The organism is Cellulomonas sp. P2_B4, assembly GCF_056404795.1.
Genome location: NZ_JBFUDI010000009.1, coordinates 162909 through 177758, shown reverse-complemented (window position 1 = coordinate 177758; position 14850 = coordinate 162909). Strand labels below are relative to the sequence as shown.

The 14850-nt window shown below is 70.6% G+C and carries 15 protein-coding genes; 9 read left to right on the top strand and 6 right to left on the bottom strand.

Translation table 11 applies throughout. The features are described 5' to 3' along the window. Together AC1DZC_RS15815 and AC1DZC_RS15810 are read right to left on the bottom strand one after the other, a co-directional pair. On the bottom strand, positions 1-266 hold a 266-nt coding region (locus AC1DZC_RS15815; RefSeq protein ID WP_477043929.1), incomplete at its 3' end, for a hypothetical protein. Positions 267-355: 89 nt separating this feature from the next. Next, entirely contained in the window at positions 356-952 is a 597-nt protein-coding gene (locus AC1DZC_RS15810; protein ID WP_477040583.1) for a TetR/AcrR family transcriptional regulator, read from the bottom strand. 129 nt (positions 953-1081) lie between these two features. Between AC1DZC_RS15810 and AC1DZC_RS15805 the strand changes: the two genes are divergently transcribed. The 3 genes from AC1DZC_RS15805 to AC1DZC_RS15795 all read left to right on the top strand — a co-directional run bounded on the left by AC1DZC_RS15805 (position 1082) and on the right by AC1DZC_RS15795 (position 3661). Next, positions 1082-2581: an MFS transporter gene (locus AC1DZC_RS15805; protein WP_477040584.1), complete on the top strand. Its 1500-nt coding sequence runs from the start codon at positions 1082-1084 to the stop codon at positions 2579-2581. A 157-nt stretch (positions 2582-2738) separates the two neighbouring features. Next, a complete protein-coding gene (locus AC1DZC_RS15800) occupies positions 2739-3206 on the top strand; it encodes a nuclear transport factor 2 family protein (protein ID WP_477040585.1) in 468 nt (155 codons plus the stop codon). Further along, a complete protein-coding gene (locus tag AC1DZC_RS15795) occupies positions 3203-3661 on the top strand; it encodes a VOC family protein (RefSeq protein WP_477043928.1) in 459 nt (152 codons plus the stop codon). The genes AC1DZC_RS15800 and AC1DZC_RS15795 overlap by 4 nt, the downstream gene beginning before the upstream one ends. A gap of 13 nt (positions 3662-3674) precedes the next feature. On the opposite strand, the gene AC1DZC_RS15790 is transcribed toward AC1DZC_RS15795, so the two are convergent. Together AC1DZC_RS15790 and AC1DZC_RS15785 are read right to left on the bottom strand one after the other, a co-directional pair. Further along, a complete protein-coding gene (locus AC1DZC_RS15790) occupies positions 3675-4301 on the bottom strand; it encodes a cation efflux transmembrane domain-containing protein (protein ID WP_477043927.1) in 627 nt (208 codons plus the stop codon). A gap of 45 nt (positions 4302-4346) precedes the next feature. Next, positions 4347-4988 (bottom strand): DUF4203 domain-containing protein, encoded by a 642-nt coding sequence (locus AC1DZC_RS15785; RefSeq protein ID WP_477040588.1) that lies wholly within the window; start codon positions 4986-4988, stop codon positions 4347-4349. Positions 4989-5152: 164 nt separating this feature from the next. On the opposite strand from AC1DZC_RS15785, the gene AC1DZC_RS15780 reads away from it, so the two are divergent. Beyond that, positions 5153-5401, top strand: a complete 249-nt coding sequence (locus tag AC1DZC_RS15780; protein ID WP_477040589.1) for an SCO4226 family nickel-binding protein — start codon at positions 5153-5155, stop codon at positions 5399-5401. 168 nt (positions 5402-5569) lie between these two features. On the opposite strand, the gene AC1DZC_RS15775 is transcribed toward AC1DZC_RS15780, so the two are convergent. Then, the gene (locus AC1DZC_RS15775; RefSeq protein WP_477040590.1) at positions 5570-6727 is read right to left on the bottom strand and encodes a LacI family DNA-binding transcriptional regulator; all 1158 of its coding nucleotides are present in this window, start codon (positions 6725-6727) and stop codon (positions 5570-5572) included. Further along, positions 6724-8682, bottom strand: coding sequence for a heparinase II/III domain-containing protein (locus tag AC1DZC_RS15770; protein WP_477043926.1), 1959 nt, complete (start codon positions 8680-8682; stop codon positions 6724-6726). Before AC1DZC_RS15770 ends, AC1DZC_RS15775 begins: the two co-directional genes overlap by 4 nt. A 162-nt stretch (positions 8683-8844) precedes the next feature. Here AC1DZC_RS15770 and AC1DZC_RS15765 point away from each other — a divergent pair, with 162 nt between their 5' ends. From AC1DZC_RS15765 to AC1DZC_RS15745, 5 genes are read left to right on the top strand one after another with little or no spacing between them, the layout of a single operon-like run. Next, entirely contained in the window at positions 8845-10818 is a 1974-nt protein-coding gene (locus AC1DZC_RS15765) for a DUF2264 domain-containing protein (RefSeq protein ID WP_477043925.1), read from the top strand. 41 nt (positions 10819-10859) lie between these two features. Continuing rightward, positions 10860-12200: an ABC transporter substrate-binding protein gene (locus AC1DZC_RS15760; RefSeq protein WP_477040593.1), complete on the top strand. Its 1341-nt coding sequence runs from the start codon at positions 10860-10862 to the stop codon at positions 12198-12200. A 60-nt stretch (positions 12201-12260) separates the two neighbouring features. Beyond that, on the top strand, positions 12261-13166 hold the full coding sequence (locus tag AC1DZC_RS15755; protein ID WP_477043924.1) for a carbohydrate ABC transporter permease: 906 nt from the start codon (positions 12261-12263) through the stop codon (positions 13164-13166). After that, complete coding sequence (locus AC1DZC_RS15750; RefSeq protein WP_477040595.1) at positions 13166-14065, top strand: carbohydrate ABC transporter permease; 900 nt, start codon at positions 13166-13168, stop codon at positions 14063-14065. Before AC1DZC_RS15755 ends, AC1DZC_RS15750 begins: the two co-directional genes overlap by 1 nt. After that, positions 14062-14793: a DUF624 domain-containing protein gene (locus tag AC1DZC_RS15745; RefSeq protein ID WP_477043923.1), complete on the top strand. Its 732-nt coding sequence runs from the start codon at positions 14062-14064 to the stop codon at positions 14791-14793. Before AC1DZC_RS15750 ends, AC1DZC_RS15745 begins: the two co-directional genes overlap by 4 nt. Positions 14794-14850: the final 57 nt, after the last annotated feature.

Sequence of the window (14850 nt, the reverse complement as noted above, 5' to 3'; positions counted from 1 at the left end):
GGTGCGGGGGCAGCCGGCGCCGGGGCGGGCGCGGGCGCAGGGTCGGCYGGGGCTGCCGCGGCGGGCGCCGGAGCGGCCTCGGTCTCCGCGGGAGCGGCGGGCTCGGCCGCTGCCGGGGCGTCCGTCTGCTGCAGGGCGGCGGGCGACTCCGCCGCGACGGTGGCCGACGACTCCGGCGACCCGGAGGACGACGAGGTGTCCTCGCACCCCGCGACGACCAGGACGGTGAGGAGCGCGGCAAGGAGTGCTCGGGACGCGAATCGCATGCCCTGTCAATCGTCCAACTGGACGCTTGTCTTAATAGCTGGTCGCCGAGACATGTGGGCCATCGGCGGCCATCGGCTGTCGAGGCCCGTCAGCGCGGAGCGAGCAGTGCCGTCAGGAGGTCGTGCACCGGCCCGGACAGGTCCGCCTCGCTCGCCGACGCGAGCGGCTCGACCCCCGTCCAGGACCGCATGATCGAGATGCCGAAGCCGGCCGCGACGACCAGCTGCGCGCCGATCAGCCGACGCTCGTGGTCGAGGTCGCCGGGACGACTGCCGGAGATCGCCGCGAGGCGCTCGGCGAACGACTGCAGCGTCCGGGTGCGGATCTGCTCGGCGTGCTCGTCGCCGGACGTGCGCATGAGGAGCAGCAGCTGGTTGGGGCGGTCGGCCGGCTCGGGGCCGACGAGCTGACTCACGACACGGCCGGCGAGCTGCTCGAGCGTGACCTCCTGCTCCAGCGACCGCTCGAGCTCGTCGGCCGCACCGGTCAGGCACGCCTCGAACAGGCCCTCCTTGGAGCTGAAGTAGCGGCTGATCAGGGCGACATTGACCCCGGCGTCGTCGGCGATGTTGCGCACGGTCGTGGCCGCGTAGCCGTCGGCGGCGAACCGGCGCCGGCCCGCCGCGAGCAGCAGCTGGCGCGTGCCGTCCGCGTCCCGGCGCCGCGGCGCCTCGTCGTCAGTCATCTCGTCCCTCCCGGTGCTGCGCGCCACCGTAGCCTCGCCGCCCCTGTGATGTAAACACACGTTGACTTGTCTGGTTGCCCTGGGGTACTACTTGGTCAACAAGCGTTTACATCGAGATGCGGGGACGTCATGTCGCACACCACCACGGAGGCCGGTCCCGGCCCCACCACGGAGACGGGGCGCCCCGGCACCCGGTTCCTGGTCCTGTACCTGTCGCTGGGCGGGCTCGCGTTCGCGGTCCTCCAGTCCCTGGTCGCGCCCGCGCTGCCCGTGCTCGCGGGGGACCTCGGCGTCTCGACCGCCGACGCCAGCTGGATCCTGACGGCCTACCTGCTCGCGGCTTCCGTCCTGACGCCGATCCTCGGCCGGCTCGGCGACATGGCCGGCAAGCGCCGCGTCCTCATCGGCGTGCTGACATCGCTGGCGCTGGGCACGCTGCTCGCCGCCCTGGCCCCGAACCTGACCGTGCTGATCATCGCCCGCGTCCTGCAGGGTGCCGCCGGCGCGATCCTCCCGCTGTCGATCGGCATCGTCCGCGACGAGCTCCCCCGCGAGAAGGTCAGCGTCACCGTCGGCCTCCTCTCCGCGATCTTCGGGGTCGGCGCGGGCGTCGGCATCGTCGCGGCCGGCCCGATCGTCGAGAACCTCTCGTGGCACTGGCTCTTCTGGCTGCCGCTCGTCCTGGTCGTCATCGCCCTGCTCGGCGCGATCTTCGGGATGAAGGAGTCGCCGGTGCGCACGCCGGGGCGCCTCGACCTCGTCGGCACCGGGATCCTCACGGTGGGCCTGGTGTCCCTGCTCCTCGCGATCAGCAAGGGTCAGTCCTGGGGCTGGTTCGAGGGCAAGACGCTCGCCCTCTTCGCGGTCGGCGTCGTCGCCCTGGTCGCCTTCGCCCTGGTCGAGCTGCGCGTGACCCAGCCGCTCATCGACATGCGGCTCCTGGCCAACCGCGGCGTGTGGGCCACCGACCTCGTGGCGCTGGCCCTCGGTTTCGCGATGTTCGGCACTTTCCTGCTCGTCCCCACGCTGCTCGAGCTGCCCGTCGAGACCGGCTTCGGGTTCGGCAAGTCCGTCTCGGAGGCGGGCCTGTTCCTGCTGCCGACCGTCATCATGATGGTCATCTTCGGGCCGCTGTCGGGAATCCTGGACCGCAAGTTCGGCCCGAAGGTCCCGCTGACCCTCGGCACCTCGTTCGTCGTCGCCGCCTTCGCCCTGCCCGCGATCGTCCACGACGAGCTCTGGCAGGTCCTCGGTTCGGGCATCCTCACCGGTGCCGGCATCGGACTGGCGTTCGCCGCCATGGCCAACGCCATCATCGAGGCCGTCCCCGCCGCCCAGACGGGCGAGGCCAGCGGCGTCAACGCGATCGCGCGGACCATCGGCAGCAGCATCGGCACCGCCGTCGTGGCCGCCGTCATCACGTCGCAGAGCACCCCCGAGGGCATGCCGACCGACCAGGCGTTCACCTACGGCTTCTGGGTGTGCGCGGGCGTCGCCGTCCTCGCGGTGATCGCCTCGCTCGCCCTGCCGTCGGCTCGGCACCGCCGTGAGCGGGCCCTGGCCGTGGGTGTCAACGACCTGCCGCCCGAGCCCGTCGAGCTGCACCTGCCCCACCCGCACCACGGCTGATCGACCCGACGACGAAGGCCCGGAACCGCGACGGTTCCGGGCCTTCGTCGTCGTTCGGAGCCCCTGGGACCTCACATCGCCGGCACCTGCCCGGTCGTACAGCTGTCGGGTCGGTAGCCCCCGGTCGCGACGCTGTCCCGAGATCAAGGAGGCACCCATGCCCGCACCCGACGACGATCTGCTCCGTTCGGTCGCAGACCGGGTCGAGATCGAGGCTCTGCGCGGCGAGTTCTCCGACGCGGCCATGCTGAACGACTACGAGCGCCTCGCCTCCCTGTTCACCCCGGACGGGGCGTTGCGCATGCCCGACATCCCGGCCGAGCTCGTCGGCCGCGAGCAGATCCGCGCCTTCGGACCCCAGCGTCCGGCGGAGTTCCTCATCCAGACGTCGCACCCGGGCGCGCTGCGGATCGACGGCGACACCGCGTCGGGCCGCACCCACATGCACGAGCTCGGACGCTCCCGGGACGGCCGCTCGGTGACCAACTTCGGCGTCTACCACGACCGCTACCAGCGGACGCCGGACGGCTGGAAGTTCAGTGAGCGGGTCTACGAGATCGTGTACCTCGACACCACCGCCCTGACCGGATCCCCGTCCGTCGCTCTCGGAAAGGCTTCGTCATGACCTTCAGCACGCACGCCGTCCACCTCACCGTCGACGGAGCGGATGCCGCCTCCCGCTGGTACACCGCGGCGTTCGGCGCTCAGGAGCTCACCCGGATCGTCGTTCCCGGGGACAGGCTCATCCACGTCCAGCTCCAGGTCGCAGATCTGCGGATCACCCTGGCCGACGAGTTCCCCGAGCTGGAGTCCTACGGCCCTGCCCACCTCGGCGGCTCGTACGGTGCGATCTACCTGCACACCGACGACGTCGACACCGCCTGGGCCCGCGCCGTCGACGCGGGGGCCACCGTGCTGCGGCCGCTGAGCGACGCGTTCTGGGGCGAGCGCGAGGGCCAGGTCCTCGACCCGTTCGGCCACCGTTGGGGGCTCACGCAGCACCTGCAGGACGTCTCCCTCGACGAGCTGCAGCAGCGGGCGACCGCCGCCTTCTCCGCACCGGACCCGCACGCCTCGTGACGTCGAGCCCGGTCTAGTCGATCTCCTCTCCGGCCAGCGCCTTGGCGGCGAGACGCTCTTCCTCGGCGGTCAGCCAGACCACCCTGGCGGCGCCGGCGTTCACGACGATGATGACCAGGCCGAGGATCAGGTCGGGCCACCCGGACGCGGTCCACAGGGTCAGGACTCCCATGGCGATGATCGCCAGGTTCACGATCACGTCGTTGCGGGCCGAGAGGAACGCGGCCTTGGCCATCGAGCTGCCCTCGTGCCGGAATCGCGCGAGCACCAGCGCGCTGGCCAGGTTCACCAGCGCGGCCCCGCCCGCGGTCAGGATCAGCGCGCGGGGGCTCGGCGGCGTCGGGTCGCCGATCTTGCTGAAGGCCTCCCACGCCGCGGCGACGGCGGGAACCAGGATGATGCCGGCCATGACCTTGCCGGCCATCGCCTGGCGGCGCAGGGACCAGCCCAGGGCGATGAAGATCAGCAGGTTGATCGCCGTGTCTTCGAGGAAGTCGACGCTGTCGGCGAAGAGGGAGACGGACCCGATGGACACGGCGACCGTGAACTCGACGAAGAAGTAGCCCAGGTTCAGGCCCGCGACGAGCAGAACGGCCCGCCGGAGCCGCACTCGCAGGTCGTCTCTGTCGTCAGGGCTCACGGGCCTCCGCGCTCGACGAAGCTCGTCGAAACGAGCGAACCGCCGTCAGCGACTCTCGGCGACGTACCAGGACTCGCGGATCGTGCGGCGCATCTCGACCCGTTGCCGGGTCTGGGAGACGATCCCGATCAGGGCCAGCGCGAACAGCAGCACCCACCAGAACCAGCTGGTCTCGACGGCGCTGCTGAAGCTGCCCTGCGTGAAGTCGTCGGAGTTCAGGGTGCCCACCAGGAGCATCAGGCCGCCGACGACCGCAACAGCGCCGGCGAGGGCACTGACCACGGCGAGCACGATCATGGGCATGTTCCCGAAGATCGACAGCAGACCGAAGACCGCGCCGATGCCCGCGCCGACCAGGACCGCGATCCAGTTCCAGTCGATCCCCAGGGCGACGACCAGGCCGGCGCCGATCGCGTAGCCGAACGCCGTCATGGCGAGGACCACCGCCACCGCGAAGAAGAAGTAGGCGAGCAGCGCGAAGACGATCGCCAGGACCAAGCCCGATATCCAGCCCAGCACCGTGCCGAGGAACCGCTCGTCCGCCAGCTCTGCGAAGATCCCCGCCCCGACGGCGAACCCGGCGAAGAAGCCCCAGATCGGGATGACGAGCCGCAGCACGAGCTGCCCCGCGAAGAGCATCACGCCCCCGGCGAAGATCGCGAGAATGCCCAACAGGATGTCTGCCATGACTGCAATGTAGGGCTCGTCGCCCTCGGTGCGGTCCGCGACACGGACGAGCCGTCGGGACGACGGGAGCGATGGCCTCCTATCCACCGCCCGCGGCGGGGAGTAGAACTGGGACGAACCGGTGCAAATGGTGCATCGGCCGTTCCCCAGGAGGTGGGATCGACATGCCCAAGTTCATGGACGTTCATCACGGGATGACCGGCATCACGCCCGAGGCGCTCAAGGCCGCGCACCAGGCGGACGTCGACATCCAGGGCGAGGAGGGGGTCGACTTCCAGAGTGCGTGGGGAGACCCGGAGTCGGGGATGGTCTGGTGCGTCTCGGAGGCACCCAACGCCGAAGCGGTCCTGCGCATCCACGAGCGGACCGGTCACCCGGCCGTCGAGATCTACCCGGTGCCGATCGAGGTCTAGCGGCCGGGATCGACGACGTGGGACGACAAAGGCCCCGCACCAGCATCTCCGCTGGTGAGGGGCCTTCGGTGTGAGCCGCCTCAGAGAATCGAGCTCTTGACCTTCTCATGACGAGGTAGACGAAGGCGCTCGGCATCGACGGTCTCCCCTGACTGTGCGACACCTGGCTCAGCGCGGGCGGGGCTCGACGCGTGCGCGCGGCGCGGCCACGGATTCGCGCATGTTGAGCGAAGGGCTGACGAGCACGCGATGGACGGGGCGCGTCGGGTCCTCGATGCGCGCGGCGAGCAGCTGCATGGCCATCGCTCCGACGGACGTGCGCGACGGGTGGACGGCTGTCAGCGCGGGGCTGAACAAGCCGACGACGGTGTCGTCGTAGGAGATCACCGAGACGTCGTCGGGGATGACGAGGCCGCGCTGTTGCAGGTGCTGCGCGACTCCGATGGCTTCCGAGTCGGCATGGACGAGCAGCGCGGTCGTGCCGGTCGCCAGGATCTGGTCAACGACCTGCTCGAACACGGGGTCCACGTCGAGCGCACCGCCCGTGGGCAGCGACGCATCGACGACATCATCCACCGGAAGTCCCGCATCCGAGCTGGCCTGGAGCCAGCCCCGTCGCACGTGCCGGCTCGTCGGGCTCTCCGTCGACACGATGAGGCCGATACGCCGGTGCCCGGCGTCGACGAGGTGCCGCACGGCGGCCGCGGCGCCCCCGGCGTGGTCGGAGACCACCGACTCGAGCGGCATGTCGTGCGGCGGCGCACTTGCTTCGCGCTCGACGAGCACGACGGGCACGGGAGCGGTGGCGAGCCAGTCGATGGTCTCGCGCGCGTGCGGCGCAGACAGGTTCGGCGCCACGATCAGGCCGTGCAGGTCACCGCTGTCCAGCAACCGCTCGAGCTGGGTGCGGTCGTCGTCGGTGTCGTACGACGAGCCGCGCAGCACGACCCGCATGCCGAGCTCTCGGGCGATCTGGCGGGCGCTGCGCACGATGTCGGGCCAGTAGTAGTCGAGGGCGGGGACCAGCATCCCGATGCTCCGGTCGGTCCTGGGCCCAGAGCCCCCGGCGCCGTCGCCGGTGCGGGGGTCGTGCGCCACGATCAGCTCGGCCGCGTCGTCAGTGCCGGCGAGCGCCGCTGCCCCTCCGTGCACCTTGACGAGCAGCCCCTCGGCGGCGAGCTGGGTGATGTCCCGGCGGACGGTGACGGCAGTGACGTCGAGCAGAGCGGTGAGGTCCGAGATGCGCACGGTGCCGTGGCGGGCGAGCGCATCGAGGATCTGTGCGTGGCGCGAGACCGCGAGGGGGCCGCGTGCGGGGGTGTTCATGCCGGGACGCCCTCGGGCCGGAATCGGACATCCGCGGCGCCCCGGACCGGGTCGTCGAGGGTGAGGGTCAGTCGCACCAGATGATCTCCCCAGACCTGCGTCACGACAGGGTCGTCCAGCTCGCGGCGCTCGACCCGGACGGCGACGACCGCTGCAGACCAGTCGAGCAAGGCCACTCCGGCTCCGTCCAGTGCGCGAACCCGAGCACCGGCGTCGGTGACGTCGTCGAGCTCGCCCGCCAGCACGAGGTGCAGGAGGCTGCGCTCTCCCGGACGCACCGCCGCCAGGTCCCAGGTGTCGGTCACCGTGACGTCGTGACCCCGCCGGAACCGTACTGCACGATGCCAGCGTCCTGCCGCGATACCGGGGTAGGCGGCCGCGATGTCACCCTCCCAGCTGGCCCCGACGTCGTCGACGACCGCGGAGACGTCACGTGCGGCGTGGTTCGCGCCGCTCGCCTGGTCGCGGCCTGCGACGCTCGGGAGGTTGTGCCAGTCAGACCGCATCGTCCAGATCGAGTAGCGGTCGGGGCCGAACGTCTGCGCGGTGTAGGTCGGTCGACCGGGGTCGACGAGGACGGGCACGCCCCGCAGCGCTACGACGAACGCGCCCACGTCGTTGTGGTTGTGGTGCTCGCCGTTGTGGCCGCCCTTGACGGCGACCGTGGTCGGTGGAGGGCCGTCGAACGAGGCGGCGTCGCGGGAGAGAAGGAGCTGCACGGACGGCAGCCACACGTCTCGGACCAACGGGTCCGGCCCCAGGCGGACGGCGAGCCACACCGGGTCTGCGGCCGCGCGCAGAAGACGCCCGAGGCCCGCGCGCTCGTCGGCGACAGGCTCGCCGGGTCGCCGGTGCGCAGCGGCGTGCGCGGCGGCGTCCTGGTCGCCGGCGGCCATGGCAGCGCAGTGCAGCGCGGCCCACGGCTGGTCCTCCGGCGGTCGAGCGGGGCCGTCGGCAGCGTTGAGGTACCACGGACCTCCGAGGTGCATGCGGTGCGGGAACGCGACGGTGGCGACGAGCGCCGGCACGCCGGACGCATCGACGCCGCCGTCGGTCGCGTGGCGCAGCAGGTCGATCGCCTCGAGCGCGCGGCATGCCCCGTTCCACCAGTACGCGTAACCCTCGTCGACCGCGCCGTCATCAGGCAGGGCCTTCACGTAGCGGTCGATGCCCTCGACGACGAGGCCGACGATCGAGGCACGCTCTGCGGGCTCGGCGAACCGCAGGGCCGCGACGAGCACGTTCCCGTGGATCCACGGGTTCCAGTTGTGCACATCGCCGTCGAGGCCGAGCCAGTGCCAGTCGCGCCGGGCGACGAACGGGTCGAGCACCCGTGTGCGCACCTCGTGCCGGACCCGCGCGCGCAGCCCGGGGTAGCGCTCGTCGAGCACGTCGCCGAGCACGTGGTCGACCCAGGCGAGCTGGCCGGCGACCTCACCGGCTCCCAGATCGAGGAACGGATCGGTGACCGTGGCGACGAGTGCGCCGTGCCGCGCGCGGGTGTCGTCGTGCGCGGGCCAGCACCAGGTGCTCTGCTCGCACAGCGCGGTCACCCCGTCCGCGACCTCATCGATCCACGCCGGGTCGAGCGTCGTGGCGGCGACGACGAGCGCGCGCGAGAGGCGTCGCTGACGAGCACCCACCGCATCCTCGTACTCGGTGCGGTCGCCGTCCCGCCAGTACCGGGCGTAAGCGTGCGCGGTGGGAGCTGGCCACGGCGTCCCAGGCTCACCGGCGGCCCTGACTGCGATGGCCTCGCGGGTGGGGATGTCCAGGGTGCCGTTCACGTCCCATGCGGCACGGTCGGCGGCCGTGGGGACCGGGAGGACGATGTCGAGCGGAGGTTCACGTCGGTGCGCATCCGACCATGTGCGCCACAGTGCCAGGAGGCCCGTGGCCGGGGCCTCGCCCCGCTCATCGTGCCGGGTGACGGCCGCGCCTGTCGTCGTCGGCATGCTTCTCCATTTCGGCCGCCCCGCTGATCGACTGTGATCGATTGTGAGTGTATCAACCCGATAACGATGTTCCCAACGCTTGACACGGGTCGTTTTTGCGCTGTTACTTTCACCCTGTCATCGAAATGCGATCAGAGTAGATCGCAAACGAAAGGCTGAGCTTTGTCTCACACCCCTGCCGTCTGGTCCCGAGCGGACCTCGCGGCATTCGCCGACCGCATGCTCCTCGCGGTGCGTCCCTACGCCTCCCCGGCTCACGGCCGGGTCACGCTGCCGGGCGCCGAGGGCGGCTACGGCCACGCGGTCGACGGGCTCGAGGGGTTTGCTCGCACGTTCCTGCTGGCGGGGTTCCGACTCGCCGGCGAGCATGGAGAGGACCCGCTCGGCCTCGCCCAGTGGTACGCCGACGGCATCGCTGCGGGAGTCGATCCGGCGGCCGCGGCAGACTCGCCCGAGCGTTGGGTGCGCCTGCCGGAGCACGGGCAGGCAAAGGTGGAGGCCGCGTCGCTCGCCCTCGTCCTCGACATGACGCGTGCCTGGATCTGGGACGGGCTCTCCCCGCTGGTGCAGGAGCAGGTCGTCGACTACCTGAGCCCCGTGGTCGGGGACGCAACCTACCCGCGGAACAACTGGGTGTGGTTCCGGCTCGTCGTCCAGACGTTCCTGCGCTCGGTCGGCGGCCCGTACGACCTGGGTGAGATGGCCGAGGACCTCGCCACGCACGACTCGTTCGTCCGCGCGGACGGCTGGTACTCCGACGGCGCCGAGCGCTCGTACGACCACTACGTCGGCTGGGCGATGCACCTGTACCCGACGCTCTGGGCGAGGATGACCGGCGCGGGCGACCTCGCCGCGCCCCGCGCAGAGCACGACCGCGCGATGCTGGACCGGTTCCTCACGGACGCCGTGCACCTCGTCGGCGGCGACGGGTCTCCGCTCCTGGAGGGCCGCAGCCTCGTCTACCGGTTCGCCGCCGCCGCCCCGTACTGGGCCGGCGCTATCGCTCAGGTCCCCTCGACGCCGCTCGGCCTCCTGCGCCGCGCGGGCACGTCCGTCGTCCAGCACTTCGCCGAGCGCGGCGACCCCGGCGACGACGGCCTGCTCACGATGGGCTGGCGTGGCGAGTGGCGCGAGATCGCGCAGGCCTACTCGGGCCCGTCGTCGCCATACTGGGCGAGCAAGGGCCTGATCGGCCTCGCACTTCCGGCCGACCACCCCGTGTGGACGGCCCCCGACGAGCCGCTGCCCGTGCAGGTCGGCGACACGCTGCTCGCCGTCCGAGCGCCCGGCTGGCTGGTCGCCGGGACTGCCGTCGACGGCATGGTGCGGGTGGTCAACCACGGCACGGACCACGCCGACGAGGGCGCGCAGGTCGCTGACTCACCCCTGTACACCCGCCTCGGCTACTCGACCGCGACGGTCCCGCCGCTGGACGAGCGGGCATGGCGGGAGCCGGTCGACCAGTCGGTCGTGCTGGTCGACGGCGAGGGCGCCCGCAGCCACCGCGCCGGCATGCGCACGCTCGCCGTGCGCGTGGACGAGACGGCCGCCGGACCCGTCGGGTACGCCGCCTCGGTGGCCGATGCGCACTGGGTCGACGTCGGGCCGCAGCAGGTGCACCACGGCTCCGGCTACACGGGCCGCGTGCGGCCGGCCGGCCGCATCACGGTCCACTCGATCGTGCGTGGGCCGTGGGAGGTGCGCCTCGTCGCGGTCGACGACCTCGCCGCCGAGGCCCGCAACCTCGTCGTCGGTGGCTGGCCCCTGGCCGGCGCCGACCCGCAGGGTCGTGCACTCGGCCCGCACGCCGCCGGCGCTGTCGCCGACGGCCTCACCTCGTCGGTCGTCGCGCTGCTTGGCGCGCCGACCGCGGGGCTGGCGAACCTCCCGGACGCCGGCCCACTCGGCGCGGTCACCGTGGTGCCCTGGCTGGCGTTCGACGCCCGCCCCGGCACGGTGGCCGTCCTGCTCACGTTGACCGGTGCCTCCCTCGGCTCCGGCACGACCGACCCGGCCGCACGGCTGGGTGTCTCGAACGACGGCGCACTCGTAGACGTGTCCTGGCCCGACGGGGTCACGACGCCGACGCGGCTCGCCGAGAACGTCCCCGGTCCGATCGCCTCGACCGACCGGTAGGGATTTGGGCCATGAGGGCCCCGATCATGAAGGAGCACGCAATGAAGCGTTCAACCCTGGCAGCGGTGGGTATCGCCGCCGTGGTCTCGCTCGGGCTCGCCGCCTGCAGCAGCGGCGGCGGCGACACGTCGTCCGCACCATCGGACGACACGACGACGGCCGACACCACCCCCGTCACCATCTCGTTGTCCGGCTGGAGCCTGGCGACGACCCCGGAGTTCCAGACGCTCGTCGACGGCTTCGAAGCCGCCCACCCGAACGTCACGGTGGAGCTCAAGGAGTACGACGCCGCGAACTACGACACCCAGCTGACGGCAGACCTCGCCGCGGGCTCCGCTCCGGACGTGGTCACCCTGAAGGTCCTCAAGACCTTCCTGACCTACCAGGGAGGCAAGCAGCTCCTCGACATCTCCGACGTGGCCAAGGACCTGTCCGACAACGTGTCGGGTGCCGACAACTACGTCGTCGACGACAAGACCTACGCCATCCCGTACCGCCAGGACTCGTGGCTCCTGTACTACAACAAGGACCTCTTCGACGCGGCTGGTGTCGCGTACCCGGACGGCTCGTGGACGTGGGACGACTACGCCACCACTGCCAAGGAGCTCACGACCAACCTCGCGGCTGCCGGCTCGCCGGCGCTCGGCACCTACCAGCACAGCTGGCAGTCGACCGTCCAGGGCTTCGCGGACGCGCAGTCCCCGGACGTCGACCTGACCGACGGCGACTACTCGTTCCTGAAGCCGTACTACGACCGCGTGCTCGGCCTGCAGAGCGCGGGTGCGCAGGTGGACTACGGGACCGTCACGACGAACAAGCTGACGTACCAGGCCGAGTTCGGCAAGCAGCAGACCGCCATGATGCTGATGGGCTCGTGGTACGTCGCGACCCTGCTCGCGCAGCAGAAGTCCGGTGACGCCGACACGTTCAACTGGGGCATCGCGCCCGCGCCGCAGTTCGACTCGAGCACGACCGGCATGGACAAGACGCCGGTCACGTTCGGTGACCCGACGGGCATGGCGATCAACGCCGCGACCGGCAAGGACGAGAAGAAGCTCGCGGCGGCCAAGCAGTTCATGGCGTACGTCGCCACCCCGGAGGCCGCCAAGGCGCTCGCCGGGATCGGCATCGCCTCGTCCTACCTGGACGACTCGGTCGTCGACGCGTACTTCGCGGTCGACGGAACCCCGACGGACGACCTGTCCAGGTTCGCCTTCGGCACGCACGAGACCAAGCCGGAGAACCCCGTGTCGCCCTACATCTCGGGCATCCAGGACGCGCTCAACGACGCCCACTCGTCGATCATGTCCGGCTCCTCGAGCGTGGACGACGCGATCGCGGCGGCCACGAAGCAGATCAAGGACCAGGTCCTGACCAACTAGTCCGGGCCAGGGGTGGGGTGCGGCGAGACCGCACCCCACCCCSACCCCTAGGGAGAACCCATGTCCACCGTCGCACCGCCGACGAGGCGCCGAGGGTCGTTGCGGCTGCGCAACACGCTCACCGGCTGGTCGTTCATCGCGCCGAACTTCATCGGCTTCGCCGTACTGACCCTCATCCCGGTCGTCACGCTCTTCTACTACGCGTTCACCGACTGGAACGTGTTCGGCGGGGCGACGTTCACCGGCCTCGACAACTTCCGCCGGATGATCCACGACGCCGCGTTCTGGACCTCGTTCTGGAACACGGTCTACTACGCCGCCCTGCACATCCCGCTCACGCTGGTGATCGCGCTCGGCCTGGCGCTCCTGCTCAACCGCAAGATGCGCGGCGTCGCGTTCTTCCGGACGGCCGCCTTCTTCCCCTACATCACCTCGATCGTCGCGATCGCCGTGGTGTGGAACACGCTGTTCTCGCCCGAGTTCGGTCCGATCAACCAGTTCCTGCGCCTGATCGGGATCGAGAACCCGCCCGGCTGGACGGCCTCGGCGACGTGGTCGATGCCGGCGGTGATCATCGTCGGAACCTGGCGCGAGGTGGGCTACTACATGCTCCTGTTCCTCGCCGGTCTGCAGACGATCCCGCGGGAGCTCTACGAGGCCGCGCGGATGGACGGCGCCAACGCCTGGCACCAGTTCCGGAACGTCACGCTCCCGTCGCTGCGGCCGACCACCTTCTTCGTGACGATCATCCTGACGATCGGCAGCTTCAAGGTGTTCGACCTGATCCTCGTGATGACGCAGGGCGGCCCGGGCACCTCGACGCTCGTGCTCTCGCAGTTCATCTACAAGAAGGGCTTCCAGGAGAACCAGTTCGGCTACGCCTCGGCCGTCGCTCTCGTGCTCTTCGCGATCTGCATCGCCGTGACGATCGTGCAGTTCGTCGTCAACAAGCGGAGGGACCGCTGATGGCCACCATGTCGATCCCGCCACTGACCGAGCTCGGCGCGGTAGGTGGCGACCCTGAGCGGCCCCGCCGCCGCAAGCCCCGCACCGTGCTCGGTCAGGTACTGCTCTACCTCGCGCTGATCGTCGCTGCCGTCGGCGTGCTGCTGCCGTTCTACTGGATGGTCATCAGCTCGTTGAAGGAGAACAACGACGTCTTCACGGTGCCGATCCAGTGGATCCCGGACCCCGCCGTCTGGTCGAACTACGTCGACATCTTCGCGAAGTCCGACATGACGACGTGGCTGAAGAACACGGTCATCCTCTCGGTCGCGGTGACGATCCTGCAGGTGCTCACCGGGTCCTTCGCCGCGTACGGGTTCGCGAAGGTGCGCTTTCCCGGACGGGACGTGCTGTTCCTCGTCTACATCGGCACGATCGCCGTTCCGTGGCAGTCGTACATGATCCCGCAGTTCATCCTGTTCTCGAAGCTGCACCTGTCGAACACCCTCTGGTCGATCGTCGCGCTGCAGGCGTTCGGTGCGTTCGGTGTCTTCCTGATGAAGCAGTTCTTTGAGACGATCCCCGAGGACCTGTCCGAGGCGGCGCGGATCGACGGCCTCTCGGAGTACGGCATCTGGCGGCGGATCATGCTGCCGCTGTCTGTTCCTGCCCTCGCCAGCCTCGCGCTGCTGACCTTCACGAACACCTGGAACGACTACCTCGGGCCACTGATCTATCTGCGCAGCCCGAACCTGTGGACCATCCAGCTCGGCCTGCGCACCTTCATCGACCAGTTCAACGCGGAGTACGCGCTGATCTTCACGGGGTCGGTGATCTCGGTGCTGCCCATCGCGCTGCTGTTCATGTTCGGGCAGCGGTACTTCATCGAGGGCATCGCGACGTCGGGGATGAAGGGATGAGCGCGGCCGTTGGGTCCCCGACCCGTCCCGCACGTCGACACCTCGTCGGGTTCGACACGTACACGCTCGTGTTCGGCCTGGTGTACGCGGCGCTCGCGACGAACATCTCGCTGGTCGTCGCGGGGGCGCCGCTGGTCGTCGGCCTCGTCACGATGGACCCTGCTCGGTCCTGGCCGGCGCTCGCACTCGTCGCGCCGCTGGCCGCGCCGGGGCTGGTCGCCGCGTTCACGGTGTTCGGCGCCTTCTCCGCCGACTCGACCGCACCGATCCTGCGCACGTTCTGGCGCGCGTGGCGGCGGTCGTTCCGCAAGGCGTCGTTCATCGCCGCGATGGTCGTCGCCGGCGTGGTCGTGCCCCTCGTCGACGTCCGGGCCGTGTGGGAGATGCGGATCGGCGCGCTCGCCGTGCCCGCGTTCGTCACGCTGGCCGTGCTCTGCGCGGTGACGGGGCTCTACGCGCTCGTGCTCCTCGCTGCCCGGCCGGATGCCCGGCTGCGCGACCTGCTGCGGGTCGGGCTCTTCCTGTCCGTGCGGCGGTGGTACCTGACCGCGCTCAGCGCCGTGGTCGTGGGGCTCGGGCTCACCTTCCTCGCCGCGAAGCCGGCACTCGCGCTCGGGCTCGCCGCTGCACCCCTGCTCTACGTCGTGTGGGCGAACACGCGGTTCGCGGCCCGACCCGCGCTGGGCGAGCCGCGCGAGACAGGCGACGGGGCTGCCATCGCGCCGTGACCTGCCGTGCTGCCCAGGCACCACGCCCTGCCCCGCCCGCGCCCTGCGCGACCCCAG